General features: G+C 33.7%; 16 protein-coding genes and 1 pseudogene. 2 read left to right on the forward strand and 15 right to left on the reverse strand.

Features of this window, described 5'->3' with window-relative positions; translation table 11 throughout:
* Positions 1-148: 148 nt before the first annotated feature.
* A complete protein-coding gene (locus tag ACJQQZ_RS09740; RefSeq protein ID WP_145506327.1) occupies positions 149-607 on the reverse strand; it encodes a P-loop NTPase family protein in 459 nt (152 codons plus the stop codon).
* Between the two features lie 154 nt (positions 608-761).
* On the opposite strand from ACJQQZ_RS09740, the gene ACJQQZ_RS09745 reads away from it, so the two are divergent.
* Positions 762-1652, forward strand: a complete 891-nt coding sequence (locus tag ACJQQZ_RS09745; RefSeq protein ID WP_002451238.1) for a fructose bisphosphate aldolase — start codon at positions 762-764, stop codon at positions 1650-1652.
* Between the two features lie 65 nt (positions 1653-1717).
* Here ACJQQZ_RS09745 and ACJQQZ_RS09750 read toward each other — a convergent pair whose 3' ends face one another.
* The 5 genes from ACJQQZ_RS09750 to ACJQQZ_RS09770 all read right to left on the reverse strand — a co-directional run bounded on the left by ACJQQZ_RS09750 (position 1718) and on the right by ACJQQZ_RS09770 (position 7296).
* Complete coding sequence (locus tag ACJQQZ_RS09750; RefSeq protein ID WP_145506330.1) at positions 1718-2854, reverse strand: FAD-dependent oxidoreductase; 1137 nt, start codon at positions 2852-2854, stop codon at positions 1718-1720.
* A gap of 31 nt (positions 2855-2885) precedes the next feature.
* A complete protein-coding gene (locus ACJQQZ_RS09755; protein WP_145506333.1) occupies positions 2886-3464 on the reverse strand; it encodes a PadR family transcriptional regulator in 579 nt (192 codons plus the stop codon).
* Between the two features lie 134 nt (positions 3465-3598).
* Positions 3599-3919: a YciI family protein gene (locus ACJQQZ_RS09760; RefSeq protein WP_047211194.1), complete on the reverse strand. Its 321-nt coding sequence runs from the start codon at positions 3917-3919 to the stop codon at positions 3599-3601.
* Between the two features lie 36 nt (positions 3920-3955).
* The gene (locus ACJQQZ_RS09765) at positions 3956-5395 is read right to left on the reverse strand and encodes a 6-phospho-beta-glucosidase (RefSeq protein WP_145506336.1); all 1440 of its coding nucleotides are present in this window, start codon (positions 5393-5395) and stop codon (positions 3956-3958) included.
* Positions 5396-5409: 14 nt separating this feature from the next.
* Complete coding sequence (locus tag ACJQQZ_RS09770) at positions 5410-7296, reverse strand: beta-glucoside-specific PTS transporter subunit IIABC (protein WP_242244655.1); 1887 nt, start codon at positions 7294-7296, stop codon at positions 5410-5412.
* 154 nt (positions 7297-7450) lie between these two features.
* On the opposite strand from ACJQQZ_RS09770, the gene ACJQQZ_RS09775 reads away from it, so the two are divergent.
* Entirely contained in the window at positions 7451-8152 is a 702-nt protein-coding gene (locus tag ACJQQZ_RS09775; RefSeq protein WP_002451230.1) for a GntR family transcriptional regulator, read from the forward strand.
* Positions 8153-8206: 54 nt separating this feature from the next.
* Here ACJQQZ_RS09775 and lqo read toward each other — a convergent pair whose 3' ends face one another.
* The 9 genes and pseudogenes from lqo to betA all read right to left on the reverse strand — a co-directional run bounded on the left by lqo (position 8207) and on the right by betA (position 20719).
* Positions 8207-9706: an L-lactate dehydrogenase (quinone) gene (lqo, locus tag ACJQQZ_RS09780; RefSeq protein ID WP_015364658.1), complete on the reverse strand. Its 1500-nt coding sequence runs from the start codon at positions 9704-9706 to the stop codon at positions 8207-8209.
* Between the two features lie 271 nt (positions 9707-9977).
* Complete coding sequence (locus ACJQQZ_RS09785; protein WP_145506343.1) at positions 9978-10802, reverse strand: pyruvate, water dikinase regulatory protein; 825 nt, start codon at positions 10800-10802, stop codon at positions 9978-9980.
* A gap of 1 nt (position 10803) precedes the next feature.
* On the reverse strand, positions 10804-13434 hold the full coding sequence (ppdK, locus tag ACJQQZ_RS09790; RefSeq protein ID WP_145506346.1) for a pyruvate, phosphate dikinase: 2631 nt from the start codon (positions 13432-13434) through the stop codon (positions 10804-10806).
* A 242-nt stretch (positions 13435-13676) separates the two neighbouring features.
* The gene (mbcS, locus tag ACJQQZ_RS09795; protein WP_145506349.1) at positions 13677-15266 is read right to left on the reverse strand and encodes an acyl-CoA synthetase MbcS; all 1590 of its coding nucleotides are present in this window, start codon (positions 15264-15266) and stop codon (positions 13677-13679) included.
* A gap of 160 nt (positions 15267-15426) precedes the next feature.
* Positions 15427-15900: an antibiotic biosynthesis monooxygenase family protein gene (locus ACJQQZ_RS09800; protein ID WP_002452088.1), complete on the reverse strand. Its 474-nt coding sequence runs from the start codon at positions 15898-15900 to the stop codon at positions 15427-15429.
* A 35-nt stretch (positions 15901-15935) separates the two neighbouring features.
* Complete coding sequence (locus tag ACJQQZ_RS09805) at positions 15936-16145, reverse strand: sterile alpha motif-like domain-containing protein (RefSeq protein ID WP_049423144.1); 210 nt, start codon at positions 16143-16145, stop codon at positions 15936-15938.
* Positions 16146-16285: 140 nt separating this feature from the next.
* Positions 16286-17674, reverse strand: coding sequence for an MFS transporter (locus ACJQQZ_RS09810; protein ID WP_145506352.1), 1389 nt, complete (start codon positions 17672-17674; stop codon positions 16286-16288).
* 17 nt (positions 17675-17691) lie between these two features.
* Positions 17692-18863 (reverse strand): annotated as a pseudogene (locus ACJQQZ_RS09815) (M20 family metallopeptidase).
* 146 nt (positions 18864-19009) lie between these two features.
* Positions 19010-20719, reverse strand: a complete 1710-nt coding sequence (betA, locus tag ACJQQZ_RS09820) for a choline dehydrogenase (protein ID WP_145506355.1) — start codon at positions 20717-20719, stop codon at positions 19010-19012.
* Positions 20720-20770 lie beyond the last annotated feature (51 nt).

The following is a 20770-nucleotide window of genomic DNA, read 5'->3' on the forward strand; positions in this document are numbered from 1 at the left end:
CATCCTTAATCCCCTTTTATGTATTGAAAAATGATTCTTACAAATAATTTAAGTAGTGATACAAATTTTTAAAAATCATAAATCTTTTCTTATATTATATATTATCATATTTCATACATAGCATGTACATTACATATATTTAATTTCTTTATTTGATAATCCATAATTTCTCAGGGTACTTACGTTGTAACTTCTTTATTTGTTCGTCATTAATCTTTGGAAAATCCCAGATAAATTTTAAAAATGCTAGACTCATTGTTTTAGGATTCTTTCCAATCGTTTGCTTACAAATGACATGTAGGAAATACCGTTTTAGTACTCTCCATATACACGTCACTCTTTTTTCTTGTAACCAAATAACAACTTCAGCATGACTTACTCTCAGTTCTAATGTGTCTATATAATTACCATCAATAATCCAATATTGTTGTATCAAGATATCTTTGATTTCGTTAATCAATTCATCTTGTTCTATCGTCTGATTATCATCTTTCCAATTGATTTGATCCAAATGATAAAGAGGCAAGCTCATATATTTAGACAAATGAGTACTTAAAGCAGATTTACCGCTCCCTGGACTACCTATAACTAGAACTTTGTTATACATTGTTATCCTCCTTCAAATCATCACATTATAAGGCGATTTTTTGACTTTATACTATTATAGTGTAATTTTCTAGGTAATTATAAGTTGAATCGCTTGAGAATAACAATATTTTTTATCATACTGTAGATGAAAGTTAAGTTAAGGAGTGGAAAGTATGAATAAAGAACAATTAGAAAAAATGAAGAATGGTAAAGGATTTATTGCTGCATTAGACCAAAGTGGCGGTAGTACCCCTAAAGCACTTAAAGAATATGGTGTTAACGAAGATGAATATAGCAATGACGATGAAATGTTCAAACTTGTTCATGACATGCGTACTCGCGTGGTGACTTCACCATCATTCTCAGCTGATAAAATCCTAGGTGCAATTCTTTTCGAACAAACAATGGATCGTGAAGTTGAAGGTAAATATACTGGAGACTATTTAGCTGATAAAGGCGTTGTTCCTTTCTTAAAAGTTGATAAAGGTTTAGCTGAGGAACAAAACGGTGTTCAATTAATGAAACCAATTGACGATTTAGACGAAACATTAGATCGTGCTAATGAACGTCATATTTTTGGTACTAAAATGCGTTCAAACATTTTAGAATTAAACGAACAAGGTATCAAAGATGTTGTTGAACAACAATTTGAATTCGCTAAAAAAATTATTGCTAAAGGTTTAGTACCAATTATTGAACCTGAAGTAAATATCAATGCTAAAGATAAAGCTGAAATTGAAAATGTCTTAAAAGATGAACTTAAAAAAGGTTTAGATAGCTTAGACAGTGATCAATTAGTAATGCTTAAATTAACTATCCCAACTCAACCTAACTTATATAAAGAATTAGCTCAACATCCAAATGTTGTACGTGTTGTAGTACTTTCTGGTGGTTACAGCAGAGATGAAGCTAACAAATTATTAAAAGATAACGATGAACTTATCGCAAGCTTCTCACGTGCATTAGCTAGTGACTTAAGAGCTAGTCAATCTCAAGAAGAATTCGATAAAGCATTAGGTGACGCTGTAGATTCAATCTACGATGCATCAGTTAATAAAAACTAATTTCCACATTTAAAAAAGGTCGTGCAGTTTTCCTGCACGACCTTTCTTTATGTCATTTTTATTTTTTATGCTTCATCAAAAGCTTGGTTGAAAAAATCACCAAATTTTTGTGCACTATTTTCACTAAACATTAATTCTAAGTTATCTTGTGACTCTTGTGCTCTTGGTGCCGAACTTTCATACATTGCTTCTTCATACTGTTTCAATGCCGTTTGTAAATCTTCATTGCGTTCTATAGATTTAGCTAGTAAATAAGCATCATATAGCGCCATATTAACACCTTCACCTGCAAATGGGCTCATGACATGCGCTGCATCACCAATTAAAGTAATATGTGGATGATTGTCCCATTTGAAACCAATAGGCAATTTATAAATTCTTCTACACATCACGTCATCGCTAGCATATTTGATATATTTTTTTAGATCTTCATCCCAATCAGAGAAATCTTCAAGTAATTGTTCTTTCAACTCACCTACTGATAACACTTTGTAATCATCAAGCTTTTCACTTGGCATGCGGAAGGCAACATATACTTTTATACGCCCATTACCAGTAAACTGACCTAATATACCTTTATAATCTCCTAATGCGACTAAGCTACCATTACTATTGATTTGAACTAAGTCTGGATGTTTATTGACAACATCGTCAATATTCAATTCAATCATTGAAATATCGTTATAAGTTACATCTACATGTGCAACATCATTTCTAACTTTCGAGAACGCACCATCAGCACCGACAACCACGTCGAACTGTTGCACTTCATCTTCTAAAAATTGTAAAGTTACTTTACCATTATCTAATTCTGTTAAAGATTGATACGTATAGCCATATTGAATCGTATCTTCTTTAAGCTTTTCAATAATAATATCACATAGTTTACCTCGATCAATTTCAGGACGATCGCCTGTTCCTTGACCAATTTCTTCAAAATAAACAGTGCCATCTTTACCTAGCACACGTGTATCTTCCCCTTCTACACGGGCTAATGCTTGGAATCGTTCGAATATATCTGCTTCTTTCAATGCTAATTGGCCACTTTCTTCATGTATATCAAGAGAGCCCCCTCTTTTTTGATTTGAATCTGGACTCGCTTTTTCATATATTGAAACGTCATGTCCTTGTTGTTGAAGTAGCAAACCTAACATTAATCCTCCTGGACCTGCACCTATAATTCCAATTCTTTGTTTTTTCATTGAAAAGACCTCCTACACGACAACTATATCTCTATTTAGATAATTGTTCTAATTTCTCTTTTGTTTCTTTTATAATCTTATCTAACTGTTCTTTTTTATCATTGTCTTGCATAGATTCTTTTGAAGCTTTCATAAATAAATGGAATAAATCATGTAATTTTTCGCGTGATTGTTTCATTTCTTCAAAGTCTACATTTTCAAATTGTGCCATACGTTCTGAAAAATCACTATTTTCTTTGTTTTTTTCAACAAATTGTTGACCTTCTTCTGTAATTGAATACACTTTTTTATTGCCATCTTTAGTGATTGTGACAAAATCTCTGTCTTCTAACATTTGTAAAATAGGATACACTGAACCTGGACTTGGAGAATAAAAACCTTTAAATTTTTCTTCTAAATCTTTAATAATTTGATAACCATGTCTTGGTTCCTCTTTTAACATTTCTAAAATTACAAATTGTAAGTTTCCTTTTTTGAAGAATCTATCTCTACCATTCATTTGTCTAAAGTCTCCAAACTGACCTGGCCCTCTACCTTGGCCTCTATTCATGTCAAATCCTTCAAAATGTCTCATACCTCTATTTAAACGATTATTATTTCTATTAAACATGTTAATCACCTTTCTTTTTTCGATATATCGATATACTAAACGATATATCGAAATAAGTCAACGATATATCGTTAATTATTTTAAATAAAAAAATGGTACTATGATTTTTCCTTTCATAGCACCATTTATATTAATTAATCTTCTTCTATAGGACTAGTTATCTCGATATTTTCTGGCTTACCAAACATAGGTGTCCATTGTTCTATCGTATAATCTGCCACTAATCCTTCTTTCCAAAACGGATCAGCTTTGAGTAATGACATTAATTGGTCTTCATTATTTGCTTTGAGTACTAAATACGCTTCCAATTTGCTTTTATCTTCATTTTCGACTGGACCTGATACTAATAAGTCACCAGATTCAACGAGCTGATATAAATAAATAGCATGATCACGTATGTGCTGTTGCCAGCCTTTCATATCTGTATGAACAAATTTCACTAAATAATAAGACATAGTATACTCCATTTTAATAATGCGTTATTTATATTCTTATAACCGTTCTCCATTAGATTCAATCACATTTCTATACCATTCAAAAGAATCTTTTTTCGTGCGTTCGAGTGTACCTTGTCCTTTATTATCTCTATCAACATGGATTAAACCATATCGTTTTTTCATTTCTCCAGTAGTGAAAGATACAATATCTATAATACCCCAAGGTGTATAACCCATTAAGTCAACACCATCCTGGTCGACTGCATCAATTGCGGCTTCAATATGTTCTTTTAAATATTGAATACGGTAGTCATCATGTATATTTCCTTTTTCATCCATTTCATCAACTGCACCAAAGCCATTTTCGACTATAAACAATGGAATTTGATAACGATTATATAATACATTCAATGTGAATCTTAAACCTACCGGATCAATTGCCCAACCCCAATCACTAGTTTGAATATAAGGATTTTCAACTGAATTAGGTAAGCCACCGTTCACAACGTTATCTTCTACACTACTATTACTATCATGTTTAACTACTGTAGACATATAATAGCTAAATCCAATGTAATCGACTGTACCTTCTTGTAAAATTTGGTCGTCTCCTTCAAGCCAACCTATGTTAATATTTTCTCTTTCAAACATTTTCGTAGCATAACCTGGGTAATACCCTCTAACTTGCACATCTGGGAAGAAGAAACGCATTCTACCTGCAATTTCCGCTTCCAACATATCTTTAGGATTACAACTATATGGATAAATAGGTACATGTGAAATCATTGCGCCTATTTCAAATTCAGGATTAATGTCTTTACCAATTTTGACAGCTTTGGCACTTGCGATGAGTTCATTATGTGCGACTTGATATAATACCTCTTCTTTATTATCTTCTTCGGATAATAACACACCAGAGTTTGTCCATAAAAAGAGAGGATTATTCAAATCCATCTGGTTATTAATTTCATTGAATGTCATCCAATATTTCACTTTATCTTTATAACGTTGAAATACTGTTTCTGCAAAGTGAGCGAAGAAATCTGCTACTTTTCTATTTTTAAATCCACCATATTCTCTAGCAAGGTGTAATGGCATTTCAAAATGCGATAGCGTAATGACTGGTTGAATATCATATTTTAATAATTCATCAAATAAGTCACCATAAAATTTTAGTCCTTCTTCGTTAGGTTCTTCTTCATCCCCATTAGGGAAAATACGTGTCCAAGCAATAGACGTACGTAAACATTTTAATCCCATTTCACTAAATAATTTCACATCTTCTTTATAACGATGATAAAAGTCAATACCTTCGTGGTTAGGATAATACTTGTTTGCTTCTACTTCTTGTGTGATTTCACGTGCTTTTCCGTGTTCACCTGCTGTCATCACATCAATCACACTAAGCCCTTTTCCGCCTTGATCATAGCCACCTTCAAATTGGTTAGCCGCTAATGCGCCACCCCATAAAAAATCATTAGGTAATTTAGACATTGTCATTCTCTCCTTTATTTTTTAATAATTGTCATTATATTATCTTTATCTGTAACTTCATTTCTATCTTCGATTAGTATTTCTTCAAAATCATCACTATTAGTTACAATAATTGGTGTAATAGTGTTATATCCTTGCTTTTCAATATCACTCTGATTAAATCTAAGTAATGTTTGACCAATTTCTACATTGTCATTTTCACTTATTAATACTTCGAATCCATTGCCCTTTAAATTCACTGTATCTAAACCAACATGGATTAATATTTCTATACCATTATTAGAAGTAATACCTATAGCATGTTTACTCGGGGCAATCATACTTACTTTACCGATAACAGGCGATTTTATTTCACCCTCAATCGGTTGAATTGCTACCCCTTTACCCATCATTCCTTCAGAGAAGATTGGATCTTCGACATCTTTCAAAGGTACTATTGAACCAGTTGCTGGTGATAAAATATATTCTTCTAATAAATCATTATTAACGTCTGTTACATTGTTATTTATATCTGCATCTTGAACTTTATCTGTTGTGTCTTCGCCATAACCAAAAATTTGTATTAAAATGATTGGTAAAACAATGGCTATAATAGAACCAATTACTATCCCCCATATTGACGTTGGATTATCGCCGCTATATCCATTAACAATAGTTATTGGCCCAGGCAACCCTGCATAAGCATAGTATTTAGGATTAAAGAAACTCGCAACTAAAGCACCAATACCACCACTAATACATGCAATAATAAATGGCTTTTTAAATCTTAAGTTAATTCCATACATAGCAGGTTCTGTTATTCCAAATATACCTGTTATACCAGCAGATAAGGAGACTTTTTTAATTTCTGCATTTTTTGATTTGAAAAAGACACCCAATACTGCTCCAAATTGTGCGATAACTGCGATAGTTTGGAAGGCTTGAAATGCATCACTTTTATATTCTTCAAAGTTTGCAAGAACCATTGGTGTAACACCCCAATGCACACCAAAAATAACAAATACTTGCCAAAATGCTCCAATTAAAATACCTGCTAACCACGGCGCTACCTCTACCAATGTATTAAAACCATTTGCAATACCATGTGCTGCACCTGAAGCTAATGGACCTATTACCATTAGTGTTAACGGTACCATGATGACAATACTGAAAAATGGTACAAATAATTGTCGAACCACTTCAGGTATATATTTATTCAAATACTTTTCAACATATGATAAAGCCCAAACTAATAATAGTGGTGGCAAAACAGATGAAACATAACTCGTTTCCGATAAGGGTAAACCTAAGAAATGAAAACTTTCACCTTTACCTATTCTTTCTATTATTCCCGCTAAATCTGGACTAACCAGAGCTGCACAACATGCAACTGCAATATAAGTATTAACATTAAAATGTTTTGACGCAGTTAAAGCTATGAAAATAGGTAAAAAGGTAAACGGTGCCCATGAAATAAAGTTGAAAACTTCAAAAGTCCCCGTTTCTTTAAAGCTAGGCATTATCAAATTGATGATAATTAATAATCCCTGCAATATTCCTGCCGCTGCAAGAACATAAATAAAAGGGGCGAACACAGCAGACATCGTAGCAATAACTCTATTCAATATAGACCCTTTTTGCTCTTGGCTATCATTATTAGAGTCCTCATTTTGGTCAATTAATTTTTCAAACTCTTGGAATACAGAACCTACTGCGTTACCAATGACAACTTGGAATTGACCATTGTTTTCAACTACAGTTACAACGCCATCTAAATTCGATACTTGTTTCTTAGCATTAGGTATAGATCTTTTTAATACAATTCTTAGCCTTGTAGCACAATGTGATGCTTTAACAACATTTTCATTCCCACCGATAATATCTAAAATATCCTTAGCTAATTCTTTATTTTTGACGCTCAATGTCATTACCTCCCAATGGCATATATTTTGTAAGCCTTTTCACTATCATTATAATTATACCGGTACAATTTGTAAATGAAATTACCACTATTATACCGGTACAATTCTATTTTGTTATAATATATGTATGTTTATAGATTGGAGAATTAAAATCATGTTGAAATACGAACATATCGCTAATAATATTGAAAAGTTTATTGAGAATGGACAATATCAAGCCGGTGATAAATTGCCTAGCGTAGAAGAATTAAAAACAAATTATGCGGTAAGTAAAAGTACTATCATAAAAGCGCTCGAGGTTTTGGAAAAAGAAGGAACTATATTTCAAGCTCGTGGTAGTGGTATCTATGTTAGAAATAAAAGAATTGATGGTTACGTTAATTTATTAAAAACAAAAGGATTTTCTGATAATCTACAAGATCATGATATAAGTAGTTTAGTCGTTGAATTTGATGAATTTATCCCAGATGAAGCAGTAAGAGCACATCTAAAATTAAATCAAAATGAAAAAGTGATTTATATTAAAAGATTACGCTTTTTAGATAATCAATTACTATGTATAGAAACATCGTACTTTAATAAACGAATTGTTCCTACACTTGATACACAAATAGCTACGCAATCCATTTTCAATCATATACAAGAACAATTAGATATCAACATAGGATTTTCTGACATATATTTTTATGTGGATTTTCTTAACAAAAATGAGTCACAGCTATTAGAATTAAATGAAGGTGATCCTTGCATGAGACATGAACTCATATTCCACACTAATAAAGGTATGCCTTTTGACTATTCTAATATTGTGTATCACTTTAAAAACGCTAAATTTTTCGTACCAATTCAAAGTTAATAAAACAAAAAACTCAACCAAAGTTTTTGACGCTTTGGTTGAGTTAATTTTTAATTATTTTTCTCCATAGAAACCTAATTTAAGGTCTTTAGAAGTTTGTTTACGGATTTTTCTCATTAATTGTTCATCTTCAATTAATGATTCTCCATATGATGGAATCATTTTCTTAATTAATGGTTTCCATTCATCAGCATATTCAGCGAAGTTTTTCTCAAGTACTTCTAATGCTACAGATACTGAAGTTGAAGCACCTGGTGATTCACCTAATAATGCAATCACTGAGTGGTCTTGTGAGTTTACTACTTCAGTACCAAACTGAATGTAACCTTTACCATGTTCTTCTGTATCTTTAATGACTTGTACACGTTTACCCGCTGTATAAACTTGCCAATCTTCATCACGTGCTTCTGGATAGAATGTACGTAAATGATTCATACAACCTTCTTTAGTCATAATCACTTGGTCAAATGAATATTTGATTAATGGTAAGTTTTTAACTGCAGATGCAAGTAGAGTTGTAATATTGTATGGTTTTACAGATTTGAATAAATCTAAGTTTGAACCATTTTTAAGGAATTTAGGACCTACGTTCGCAAATGGTCCGAATAATAATGTTCTTTCACCATCAATATAACGTGTATCTAAATGAGGTACAGTCATTGGTGGTGTGCCTGGTGGTTCTTTACCATATACTTTGGCATCGTGTTGTTTGATTACTTCTGGGTTGGTACATGCAATGAATTGTCCACTGATTGGGAATCCACCTAAATGTTTACTTTCAGGGATACCTGTTTTTTGTAATAGTGGAATTGCGCCACCACCAGCACCAATAAATACATAATCCGTTTCTTGTTCAAACACGTCACCTGTGTTACGGTTTTTAATTTTTACTGACCATTTACCATTTGATAAACGTGTAAAATCAACCACTTCATGATTATATTTTACTTCTACATTATCAGTTTCTTGAAGGTGTTGTGCCATCTTACGTGTTAATTCACCGTAGTTTACATCTGTACCTTCATCAATTTTACTTGCTGCCATGTAGCCACCATCATTTTGGCGACCTTTCATCATTAACGGAATCCACTTTCTCATTACTTCGATATCTTCAGTGTATTCGATATTATCGAACATTGGGAAAGCTTTCATTTTTTCATAACGATCTTTTAAGAATTTAACGTTATTTTTACCTCTTACAAAACTAATATGAGGTAATGGATTAATAAATGCGCGTGGGTCTTCAATATTTCCTGATTTAACTAAATGACCCCAAAATTGTTTAGAAATCTCAAACTGTTCGTTGATTTCTTTCGCTTTTTCGATATCAATTGAACCATCAGGTTGTTGAACAGTATAGTTCAATTCACAAAGCGCAGCATGACCTGTACCTGCATTGTTACGTTCGTTAGAACTTTCAATACCAGGACGGTCTAAGCGTTCATACAAATGAATATTCCAGTCTGGCGCAATTTCTTTTAACATTGATCCGAAAGTTGTACTAAGTACACCGGCACCAATTAAAATTACGTCTTTTTTGTCAGACTTTGCCATGTTGTTCACCTCTCCAAAATAAATACTTACACCAGTCCACTAAAATTGCATTTTATTGACTAAATCAGGATTTAATACAATTTTTCTAACATTTCATCTCGTAAACTAGTCTTCTATTCTTATGTTAAATCAACCATTGATAAAAGTAAATTATTATTCTTTATAATAATAGAAATTGATTTAGAAGGTGATTATATTTTTCCACAAATACATGAAATTATATATATGTCACATTAATTCACTGCGGAATAATATTTAATTTGATTATACTTTAATCATTTTGTTGTAAAAATTTCTCGATATAAAATGCTGATTCTTCTATAGATTTATATTCTGTATTAATAACGGTAGCATTTAATTTATTGAATATTTCTTCAGCATAGGATAATTCTTTCTTAATTCTATCTAAACTATTGTATGTTGACGATTTTGAAATACCTAACGCTTCGGCACGATTTTTTCTAATATTAGCGATATAATTAGGACTTGCTGTTAAACCGAATACCTTTAACCCTTTATGTTGGAAAACACTTTCGGGAATCGTCACTTCTGGCACTAATGGTATATTCGCTATTTTATAGCCTTTATTGGCTAAGTACATACTCAATGGTGTTTTAGACGTTCGAGATACGCCAACGATTAGGGCGTCTGCTTCTCCAATATCAGTGAAGTGTTTACCATCATCGTATTTCACCGAATATTCTATGGCTTCTATACGTTTGAAATATTCTGTGTTCATTTTTCGTAATGCGCCACTTTCCATCAACGGTGTAGATTGCGTATGTTGCTCGATCATCGTAATTAATTCCGACATATAATCTATATATGATATTTGATGTTCCTTTGCATATTGATGACCAAGTGCATTGAAGGATTCACTAACCAGTGTTGTAACCACTATCGCATTTTTTTCATGTGCTAATTCTAATACATTAAGAAATTCATTTTCATCTTTAATATATGGGAACTTCTTAATTTCTATTTGGGTTAAGTCTGGAAATTGAGTTAATGTCGCATGTATCATCCGTTGTGCTGTTTCCCCTATAGAGTCAGAAACGATGTAAATCGTTAATTGTTGTGCTTGTTGTTCTTTCACATTATCTCTCACTTTCTTCAGCTTGACTCTGAGCTGTAGCTAGGATTGCTCCAGGTACACGGAATGGTGAACATGAAACATAATCAATGTCCAATTGGTTAAATCTACGTATTGATTTAGCATCTCCACCTAATTCTCCACAAACACCTATTTTAATAGACGAATTAACGCGTTTAGCATTTGTGACCGCTATGTCTATCAGTTGACCTACGCCATCATGATCTAACGTTTGGAAAGGGTCAAGCTGTAATATATTACTTTCAGTATACACATTTATAAATTTGCCTGCATCATCTCTTGAGAACCCATATGTTAATTGCGTCAAATCGTTCGTTCCAAAGCTAAAGAAGTCACAATGTTGTGCCAATTGGTCTGCAATCAAACATGCTCTTGGCGTTTCTATCATAGTGCCAATCAAATAATGTACTTTATCTTCCATAGCATTCTCTAAATCCTGAATAGTTGATACTAATTGTGCTTTTAATGTTGTGAATTCTTCAACTGTAGACACAAGCGGAATCATAATTTCTGGTTGAGATGTCATACCTTCTTTTTTAAGGTTAAACACGCTAGTCATGATTGCCTCAACTTGCATTTCATAAAGTTCAGGGTAAGTAATAGCTAAGCGACATCCTCTATGTCCTAACATTGGGTTAACTTCATTCAAATCATTGATTCTTCGTTTTAGATGTGCTGTAGAAACATTTAATTGGTCTGCAACCATAGCAATATCTTCTTCTGTTGATGGTAAGAACTCATGTAACGGTGGATCTAATAGGCGGACAATTGTTGGTCGCCCAGATGACAATTTAAATATGGCTTCAAAGTCTTCGATTTGATATGTCTTGATTTTATTTAATGCTTCTACACGTTCATCATAATTAGAAGCTAATATAAATCGACGCATTTCCACAAGGCGCTCCGCACCGAAAAACATATGCTCTGTACGCACTAAGCCAATGCCTTTAGCATTAAACTGATAACCTGCTTGTATATCTTGTGGTGTTTCTGCATTCATGCGTACTTGTAATCGTGCAATCTCTTCTGACCATTCCATAAATTGTTCGAACTCATCACTATGTTCAGCGCTAACTGTTTCAATTTCTCCAAGATATAAATCTCCAGCGCTACCATCAACTGAAATGATATCCCCTTCATGTAACATATCACCATTAGGGTAATATACTGTTTTGTTTACTGTATCAATTTCGACATCAGAACAACCTGTCACACAACATTTCCCCATCCCTCTAGCGACAACTGCAGCATGTGATGTCATTCCTCCATGTGTAGTGACGATAGCTTCACTAGCCACCATGCCTTCGATATCTTCCGGAGATGTTTCAGGTCTCATTAAAATAACACTGTCACCATTCTCTGCTTGAACTTTAGCTTCTTCAGCTGAAAATACAACTTTTCCAGTCGCTGCACCTGGACTTGCAGGTAGCCCCATTTTCGAAATAACCGTCGCTTGTTTTAATGCTTCTTCTTTAAAATTAGGATGTAGTAATGTCTCAATTGATTTTACATCAACTTGTGTGACAGCTTCTTCTTTAGTGATGAGTCCTTCGTTAACTAAATCAACGGCTACTTTAATAGCTGCTCGTGCTGTACGCTTACCATTACGCGTTTGTAATAAATACAGTTTTCCATTTTCAATTGTAAATTCAATGTCTTGTAAATCTTTATAATGCGTTTCTAATTGTTTCGTCACATTGACAAATTGTTGATGCACGTCTGGCATTTGTTCCTTCAATGTATCGATATCCTTTGGTGTACGAATACCTGCTACGACATCTTCACCTTGAGCATTTAATAGATATTCTCCAAACAATTGATTCTCTCCTGTCACAGGGTTTCTAGTAAATGCCACGCCTGTACCACTTCGTTCACCACTATTACCAAACACCATTTCCTGAATGTTCACAGCTGTACCAATATCATGTGGAATCTCATTTAAATCTCTATAGACACGAGCACGATCATTATCCCAAGACTTAAATACAGCTTCAATTGATTCTTCTAATTGTTGAAGCGGATCTTGAGGAAAGGGTTGGTGACCATGTTCTAAATAAATATCTTTATATTGTTCACAAATTTCTTTTAACCCTTCAGCAGTAATATCAGCATCAGAGTCATATTGATGTTCTTTTTTATATTGTTCAAAATATGTATCAAAATGAGTCATTGCTACGCCATAAACAACATCGCCAAACATTTGTAATAGACGACGATAGCAATCATACGCAAATCGAGCATCATTTGTTTTAGTAGCAAGTTTTTCTACATTCTCATCATTTAATCCTAAATTTAATATAGTATCCATCATACCTGGCATGGATATTTTCGCACCACTACGTACTGATACAAGTAATAAGTGATCCTGTGATGAAAAAGATTTACCTGTTCTATTTGAAAAGGCTGTTAAATGCTTATGTAATTGTGCCTTTACATCGTCAGATAAACGTTCACCTTGTTTTAAATAATCTATACAAGCTTCTGTAGTAATTGTAAAACCGTCCGGAACAGGTAACCCCAATCGTTTCATTTCTGATAAATTGGCACCTTTTCCGCCTAGTAAGTCTTTCATCGATTTTTGTCCTTCATCAAATGCATAAATCAATTTTGTCATAAGTAAGCACCTCTTTTTATTATGTCATACTAATTAATTTTGAGTATGTCATAATAAAAAGAAAAATACAAGTATGATATGAAAACGATTACGTATAGTTTTTATTTTTGACACAAATTATCTAAATATTTGTGCTAAAAACCTATAGTTATTTTAGCCATATAATCACAAACAATGTGTCATACTAATTAAAAAAGAACCTGAGCATAGATTCAATGCTCAGGTTCTTTATACTTTATATTTTATTCATGTTCTTGATTATATTTTTCTACTTCTGCGTCTCTTAATTTCACACGTCTAATTTTACCTGAATTTGTTTTTGGCAAATCTTCTACAAATTCTATAGCACGTGGATATTTGTAAGGTGCTACTTCATTTTTTGTGAATGTTTGAAGCTCTTTAATTAGCTCGTCATCACCTGTGTATCCATTTTGAAGAATGATAAATGCTTTAACAATATTACCTCTTAATTCATGTGGACTTGCAACAACCGCACATTCTTTAACAGCAGGGTGATTAGTTAGTGCATCTTCAACTTCAAAAGGTCCAATCGTATAACCTGAACTAATAATGATGTCATCTTTACGACCTTCAAACCAGAAATAACCATCTTCATCTTGATGAGCTAAATCACCTGTCACATAGTAGTCGCCTAATCTTGCAGCTGCAGTGCGTTCTGGTTCTTTGAAATAACCTTTAAATAGTGCTGGTAAGTCTAATGGCACAGCAATATTACCTTTGACGTTTGGTTCTACTTCATTTCCATCATCATCAATAATGGTTGTGTAACTACCTGGAATGGATTTACCCATTGCACCTGGACGAGATGCTGTGTCTTTTAAGAAGCCAATTAATAATGTGCTTTCTGTTTGACCATACCCATCTCTCACCGTGATATTAAAATACTTCTTAAATTGTTCAACGACTTCTCTGTTTAATGGTTCACCCGCTGACACCGCACTATGCAGATGTTCTAAATGATAATCATCTAGATTTTGTAATTTGGCCATCATACGATATTCAGTTGGGGTGCAACATAAAACATTGATTTGATATTCTTGTAATAATTCTAAATATGTTTCTGGTTTAAAACGACCGTTATATACAAACGCTGTTGCCCCTGAACCTAAACTTGATAAGAATGGACTCCATACCCATTTTTGCCAACCTGGTGCTGCAGTAGCCCAAACAAGATCATCTTCTTTAATACATAGCCAATGTTTAGGCGCCATTTGTAAATGAGCATAACCCCAGCCATGTGTATGGGTAACGGCTTTGGGATTACCAGTAGTACCAGACGTGTATGATAAAATAGCAACATCTTCTCGAGAAGTATCAGCCGCTTCTAATTCATCACTTGCATTGGCTTTTTCTTCTTCAATTGAAATCCAATCTGGATGTGTATCACCAACAATAAATTTAGTAAGGTTTTGATATTCTTTTAAACCTTCAAATTCCTTAATAAATTTCCCAAATGAAATTACTGCATCAATTTCACCATGGCTTACTCGATATTGTAAGTCTTTGGTACGTAACATTTCAGAACTTGGAATGATGGCAATACCTAATTTTAATGCTGCAATATATAATTCATATGTAGCTATAGCTCTAGGCATCATGATTAATACTTTATCACCATATTTCAAGCCATGCTTTTTGAAAACATTACCTACTTTATTCGCATTTTTTATCAATTCTTGATAAGTCACTTCAATATGATCATGTTCTGAATCTCTGTAAATAATTGCTTTTTTAGTTGCATCTGTAGCATATTGTTCTATTGCTGATGTAATATTATACTTTTCAGGTGCAAGTAAATCTGTTTTTTGCATATTTTTACTCCCTTTCCATGTCATTCATTTTAATTTTATCAAATGTATTATCACATTGGTATATTTTACTCTTTATTGACGGATGACCAAACTATTATGACTTTCATAGTTATCAAAAAAACGATACAGAATTAATTTCTGTATCGTTTCTTTATATATGTTAAAAAATATCTTCGTAATTTAGAAATTGATTGGTCATATCTTCAAGTTCTATTCTAATATTATATGATAAATCACGATTTACGATTAGGTTATCTACCCCACGTTTTGTTCCACGCTTACGATGTGTTTGCGCGTATGCTGATGACTTTTGCCAATCGTAAAAAGCTTGTCTCGATTGCCATAAAGTCACTATAATATAATGTTTATGTTTCGCTTGAGGTCTAAGAAAACGTAACGCTTTAAATCCCGGTACATCTTGCAAATGCTTTTGACGTCCTAAAAATTTATCTTCAAATTGAGATTCTTTATCTTCATTGACATATAAATGATTGAGCACACAAAATGTATCATTTGATAGCTCATTGATCGATTCTAAGATGTCATAATACTGAGCATCATTATTTTTTTCAATCATAAATGTATCTTCTGATTCGTTCATTTTATATGTTTTATAGTAATCATTTAATAACATGTTATACCTTCATCCTAGTTCATTTTTACATTTATTTATACAGCTTGTTCGTATAATGAGAGTGATCTTTTAACTATTTCTAATTTTTCATCATCTAAATTAGATACTTGATTAAAATATAATAATATATTGTCAGCTAACTTTTCTTCTTTGGGAAACTGTATATCTTTATCTACCCATGCTGCAAGTTCACCTAGAGGTGTTTGGTCCCCTGTAAACCCTTGTATAAATTCATAAAACGTCACGTTATCACCTCATCTTACTTATTGCTACTATACTATCACGAAATGCGTCATAAAACATCACTATCAATCAAATAGTATTAAATTTTTTAGTTTTTCAAAATTATACCAACTCATATGTAAGCCTATAAACATAAGTGATATTATTTTGAACGATGTGTTAATTTTGGCAAAGCTAAACAAACAACTAAAAATGAGCTTAATGCCATTAAAGCATTAAACCAGAAGCTTATCATAGCACCAGTAGCAATAGAAGATGTACTTGCTGTTACACTATAAATGGTACCAGCTAAAGTAATACCAAATGCGCCACCTAATGATGATGACATTTTATATATACCTGCTGCCACACCGACTTCAGATTCTGCACAATTGGAAATAGCCGTATCTGTAGATGGCGTTGCAAACAAACCTAATCCCAATCCAAATAACAGATATCCTAATATACAGGCTACAATGTAACTTGTAACTGAGAGCATAGTCATCGACATGAGTAACACGCCTAACATGGTTGTAAACGTACCAAGCAACATGGGTTGTCTTGGCCCTACTTTTCTTAATAGCATTTCGCCAACTCTTATCATTGAAAGCACAGCAACTAAATATGTGATTGATAACATACCTGCCTTAAAAGCAGAAAAGCCTAATCCTTGTTGTACAAACGTATTTGCAACAATGAGTGTACCTGCCACTGTATTTAATAAAAAGTTAGCTAACGTCGCAACCGAATATAATCTATTATTAAAAAGATTAAAGTCTATTAATGGATGCGTGTATTTTCTTTCAAAATAATAAAATACAATGGCCATCATAATGCAAAAACATATCAAGCATATGATAAATATAGACAACCATCCCATCTTCGAACCTTGCGTAATGATGATATTAATACTTAGCATAATTAAAACAAGTAATCCTACACCTATAACATCAAAGCGTTTCTTCTCATTCCCTTGATGTGCAGTTGTTTCAGGCGTGCCTTTAATAAGAAACAACGCTGTGAGTGCTACGATAATGGAAAATATAAAAATATATTTCCATCCTAAAAATGTGGTCACTACACCACCAAATATGGAGGCTAATCCTGAACCGCCCCAAGACCCTATGGACCAAAAACTCAATGCACGTTGTCTATCTTTACCGTGATAATATGTTTTAACTATTGCCAAAGTCGCCGGCATAATAGCTGCTGCTGACAAACCTTGAATCGCTCTTCCTATTAATAGCAACGGAACAAAAGATGTTGCAATAACAAGTAATGACCCTACGATATGAAGCCATAAACCGATATTCGTTAATTTAACGCGTCCATATGTATCAGCAAGACCGCCAGCACCTACAACAAACATTCCACAAAAGAGTGCTGTTAGGCTGACGGCTATACTGATTGTCTCCAATCGACTATGAAAGGTTTGTGTCAATGTCGGGATCACGTTAACTAATGATGTCGCAAATAACCAAAATGTTAATACCGATAATACGATACCAATTAATAATCTATTATTACCTTTAAATTCTTGTTGTTGATTCATAGTTGTATTAAACTCCTTTAATTCAAGTAATCGAGCACGACAGTTCCTACTGCTTCAGCTGCAACTAACATAGAAGATTCACTAATATTAAATTTAGGATGATGATGTGGATAAATTTCACCATCTTCAGGTGCTGCCCCTGAATAAATAAATGTACTTGGCAATTCTACTGCATAAAATGCAAAGTCTTCAGAAGGGGGTTGTGGTTCACATTCTTCAACACCTTTAATATCATTGTCTTCTGCATTATTAATTGTGTCTGCAACGTAAGATGTAAATTCCGGATCATTATATAAGGCAGGATAGTCCTTATTAAATTCAAAATCGCATGTCACACCGAATGTACTTTCTAATCCTTTAACAAGACGCGTTAATTCTTTTTCAATTGTATCTCTAGTATCATCTGTTAACGCACGTCACCTTCAATTTCAATACTATCTTTAATAACATTAAATTGACCCTTACCATCAAATGAACCAATTGTAACAACACCTGTTTCAAACGGACTTAAGCGTCTAGACACCACAGTTTGTGCTGTTGTCACAAAGTTAGCACCCGCAACAATCGCATCATTTGCCATGTGAGGTGATGAACCATGACCACCTTTACCGTGTACAGTAAGTTTGAAATACGCACGTCCTGTTTGAACAAATCCTTCTTTATAAAAGACTTTTCCAGCTTCCATTGTACTCATCACGTGTGCGCCTAATACATGATCAACGCCGTCTAAGACACCATCTTTAATCATACCTTGTGCACCACCTGGAGGCATTTCTTCAGCTGGTTGGTGAATAACAACAACTTTACCTTTAAATTGGTCTTTCATTTCGATAAGCGTTTCAGCCAAAATTAACATATATGCAGTATGTGCGTCGTGACCACACGCATGCATAACGCCTTCGTTCTTAGAGGCGAATGGTAACCCAGTTTCTTCTTTAATTGGTAACGCATCAAAATCAGCACGAATCGCAAGTGTTTTACCAGGCTTACCACTATCAATCGTTACTTTCACACCATTTTGTCCTATATTCGTTTCTACTTTACAATCTTTGTCTTTGTAAAAGTCTGCGATATATTTAGGCGTTTCTACTTCTTTAAATGATAATTCAGGATGTTGATGAAGATATCTTCTAATCTCAATCATTCTATCTTCTTTTTCACGTAGACGTTCAACTAAAGTATTACTCATAAAATCCTCTCCTTTTATCTATATTATAATACGATATGCCATTTTATTGTTGTGTCACACTTTACATTGTTAAAGATATGATTATGACAATATAAAAAATCACTTCGATATGAATCATGTCATACCGAAGTGATTGATTGAAAAAATTAATGTTTATAAAATGGGTCGTTTTCTTTAGCGCCAGCCATTTCATCATGAACACCATGTTTATAATAATCTACATACTGAGGTTCTAATGGTTTTCTACCGCGAATAATGTCAGCAGCTTTTTCAGCTAACATTAAAACTGGTGCATGAATATTTCCGTTTGTTGTTCTAGGCATTGCTGATGCATCAACAACGCGTAAATTTTCCATACCATGTACTTTCATTGTTAGTGGGTCTACAACTGCCATTGGATCTGATGCAGGTCCCATTTTCGCACTGCATGAAGGATGTAACGCTGTTTCACCGTCTTTACGTACCCAATCTAAAATTTCTTCATCTGTTTGAACAGATGGTCCTGGAGAAATTTCTCCAGCATTAAATGGATCCATCGCTTTTTGAGATAAGATGTTTCTTGCAACTCGAATAGCTTCTACCCATTCACGTTCATCTTCTTTTGTTGATAAATAGTTAAAGATGATACTTGGTTTTTCAAATGGATCTTTAGATTTAATTTTCAAGCTACCGCGTGAATTAGAGTACATTGGACCTACGTGCACTTGGTAACCATGTGCGACAGGTGCTTTTTGACCATCGTAACGTACTGCAATTGGTAAGAAGTGGAACATTAAATTAGGATAATCCACTTCATTATTTGAACGTACGAAACCACCACCCTCAAAGTGGTTAGAAGCTGCAGCACCTTTACGTGCGAAAATCCATTGTAAGCCGATAAATGGCATACGTTTAATATCTAAACTAGGTTGTAATGATACAGGCTCTTTACATTCATGTTGAATATAAACTTCTAAGTGGTCTTCAAAGTTTTCCCCAACACCAGGTAAATGAACACGAGGTTCAATACCTTTAGATTTCAAGAATTCTGAATCACCAATACCTGATAATTGTAATAATTGTGGCGTATTGAAAGCACCGCCAGATAAAATAACTTCTTTGGCATTAATTGTTCTTTCTTTACCATTTTTCTTGTAAGTGACACCCGTTGCTCTTCTACCATCGAAATTAATTTTAGTTACAAATGCTCTTGTTTCCACATCTAAATTTTTACGTTTCATAGCTGGACGTAAATAAGCTCTTGATGCTGACATACGGCGTCCATGATGTACTTGACTATCAAATGGACCGAATCCTTCTTGACGGAAACCATTCACGTCAGGTGTTTTATGATATCCTGCTTCAACACCTGCATCAAAGAATGATTTGAACAATGGATTAGTTGCTGGACCACGTTTCAATTTGATTGGGCCATCATGTCCTCTATATTTATCATATGGCGCTGAACCATATGTTGTTTCTAATTTTTTAAAGTATGGTAAGCAATGTGCAAAGTCCCAAGTTTCCATACCTTCAGGTTCTGCCCAACCTTCATAGTCCATTGGGTTACCTCTTTGATAAATCATACCGTTAATTGAACTTGAACCACCTAATACTTTACCTCTTGCATGGTCTACTTTACGTCCCATATGTGGTTCTTCTTCAGTTTGATAAATCCAATCATATAATGGATTACCAGAAGGGAACATTAACGCAGCTGGCATTTGAATAAATAGATCCCAGAAATAGTCATTACGTCCCGCTTCTAATACTAATACATTTTTATCTTTATCTTCACTTAGTCTTGCACCTAATACTGATCCTGCACTACCGCCACCAATAATGATGTAATCGTATGAATCGTGTTTTCTACTCATCACGTATAACCTCCGAAATCAATTTTTGTTTGTATACATCTCTTTCATTGT

This window comes from Staphylococcus sp. KUGN1 (assembly GCF_045984185.1).
In the GTDB taxonomy this organism is placed as follows: Bacteria; Bacillota; Bacilli; order Staphylococcales; family Staphylococcaceae; genus Staphylococcus; species Staphylococcus warneri_A.

What these genes read in the sequence shown, in the direction of transcription:
- ACJQQZ_RS09740 (WP_145506327.1), bottom strand. Translation starts at nt 607, where the DNA reads ATGTATAACAAAGTTCTAGTTATAGGTAGTCCAGGGAGCGGTAAATCT.
- ACJQQZ_RS09745 (WP_002451238.1), top strand. Translation starts at nt 762, where the DNA reads ATGAATAAAGAACAATTAGAAAAAATGAAGAATGGTAAAGGATTTATT.
- ACJQQZ_RS09750 (WP_145506330.1), bottom strand. Translation starts at nt 2,854, where the DNA reads ATGAAAAAACAAAGAATTGGAATTATAGGTGCAGGTCCAGGAGGATTA.
- ACJQQZ_RS09755 (WP_145506333.1), bottom strand. Translation starts at nt 3,464, where the DNA reads ATGTTTAATAGAAATAATAATCGTTTAAATAGAGGTATGAGACATTTT.
- ACJQQZ_RS09760 (WP_047211194.1), bottom strand. Translation starts at nt 3,919, where the DNA reads ATGTCTTATTATTTAGTGAAATTTGTTCATACAGATATGAAAGGCTGG.
- ACJQQZ_RS09765 (WP_145506336.1), bottom strand. Translation starts at nt 5,395, where the DNA reads ATGTCTAAATTACCTAATGATTTTTTATGGGGTGGCGCATTAGCGGCT.
- ACJQQZ_RS09775 (WP_002451230.1), top strand. Translation starts at nt 7,451, where the DNA reads ATGTTGAAATACGAACATATCGCTAATAATATTGAAAAGTTTATTGAG.
- lqo (WP_015364658.1), bottom strand. Translation starts at nt 9,706, where the DNA reads ATGGCAAAGTCTGACAAAAAAGACGTAATTTTAATTGGTGCCGGTGTA.
- ppdK (WP_145506346.1), bottom strand. Translation starts at nt 13,434, where the DNA reads ATGACAAAATTGATTTATGCATTTGATGAAGGACAAAAATCGATGAAA.
- mbcS (WP_145506349.1), bottom strand. Translation starts at nt 15,266, where the DNA reads ATGCAAAAAACAGATTTACTTGCACCTGAAAAGTATAATATTACATCA.
- ACJQQZ_RS09800 (WP_002452088.1), bottom strand. Translation starts at nt 15,900, where the DNA reads ATGTTATTAAATGATTACTATAAAACATATAAAATGAACGAATCAGAA.
- ACJQQZ_RS09810 (WP_145506352.1), bottom strand. Translation starts at nt 17,674, where the DNA reads ATGAATCAACAACAAGAATTTAAAGGTAATAATAGATTATTAATTGGT.
- betA (WP_145506355.1), bottom strand. Translation starts at nt 20,719, where the DNA reads ATGAGTAGAAAACACGATTCATACGATTACATCATTATTGGTGGCGGT.